At 45.8% G+C, this 1185-nt stretch carries 2 protein-coding genes; both read left to right on the top strand.

The features are described from left to right. Positions 1 to 957 (top strand): translocation/assembly module TamB domain-containing protein (locus AB4496_RS13785; RefSeq protein ID WP_372131162.1); only part of this gene is annotated, 957 nt, incomplete at its 5' end. A gap of 48 nt (positions 958 to 1005) precedes the next feature. Next, positions 1006 to 1185: gamma-glutamylcyclotransferase (locus AB4496_RS13780; RefSeq protein ID WP_372131160.1), on the top strand; the 180-nt coding region annotated here is incomplete at its 3' end.

The following is a 1185-nucleotide window of genomic DNA, read 5'->3' as shown; positions in this document are numbered from 1 at the left end:
GCATGGCACTCTAACGTTAGAGTGTTTGCTGATGAGTTGATGGTTGATATTCCACCTATGGTTAAGGTGAAGGTCGTGCCTGATATGACCATTGATGTCACGCCAGAGCTTGCAAAAATTACGGGTGATATCGCATTACCGTGGGGACGTATCGTTGTCGAAGACTTACCACCGTCAGCGGTCGGCGTCTCTTCTGATCAAGTTATCTTGAATAAAGATCTTGAGCCAGAGAGCGAAGACACGATTCCATTCAATGTGATGACCAATATTAATATCTCCATTGGCGATGACTTTAAACTGTCTGCTTTTGGTCTTGAAGGTGATTTGGTCGGCAAGCTCAACGTGGCTCAAAAAGACCAAGGTCCTTTTATCACAGGTGAGGTAAATATCGTCGATGGTACTTACCAATCCTTTGGACAAGATCTCTTGATCAAAGAAGGTAAGATTCTAATGAATGGGCCTCCGGATCAGCCATATGTAGCGATCAATGCGATACGTAACCCTGATAATACTCAGGATGATGTGACTGCTGGTATTCGAGTGACAGGCCCGGCGACAGAGCCGACCATCGAAATTTATTCTGATCCTGCGATGCCGCAAGCCAACGCGTTGTCTTATATTTTGCGTGGTCAAGATATTGATGGTGAGTCGAATGGTTCAATGACAACGACCTTAATTGGCTTAAGCTTGGCGAAGAGCGGCAAGGTTGTCGGCGAAATTGGTGAGGCTTTTGGCGTACAGGACTTGCAATTGGATACTGCAGGCTCTGGAGATGACTCCCAGGTTACGGTCAGCGGCTACATTCTCCCTGGTTTACAGGTGAAGTATGGCGTAGGTATCTTTAACTCGTTAGGTGAGTTTACTGTTCGTTATCGATTGATGCAGGATCTCTATGTTGAAGCCGTATCGGGGCTAGACAGTGCCGTGGATCTTCTCTATCAATTTGAATTCGAGTAACACTTGAGTCGTGAATGATTAGCGGATTACGAATGCTGAGGAGGGGTTATGCAGCAACTTGTTTTTGTTTATGGAACCTTGAGGCAAGGTCAGTCCAACCACCACTATTTGCAGCAGTGTGAGTGCTTAGGAAGATTTGACACCCCTGAGGAATACGCTCTTTTTGATTTAGGTGCCTATCCAGCGATGATTTCTGGAAAGAAAAATGTCGTTGGCGAGGTCTATACC

It is taken from the genome of Vibrio sp. 10N.222.46.A1 (assembly GCF_041473595.1).
GTDB lineage: Bacteria > Pseudomonadota > Gammaproteobacteria > Enterobacterales > Vibrionaceae > Vibrio > Vibrio tasmaniensis_A.
Note: the sequence above shows the minus strand (reverse complement) of the source record. Positions and strands in the feature narration are given on the sequence as shown.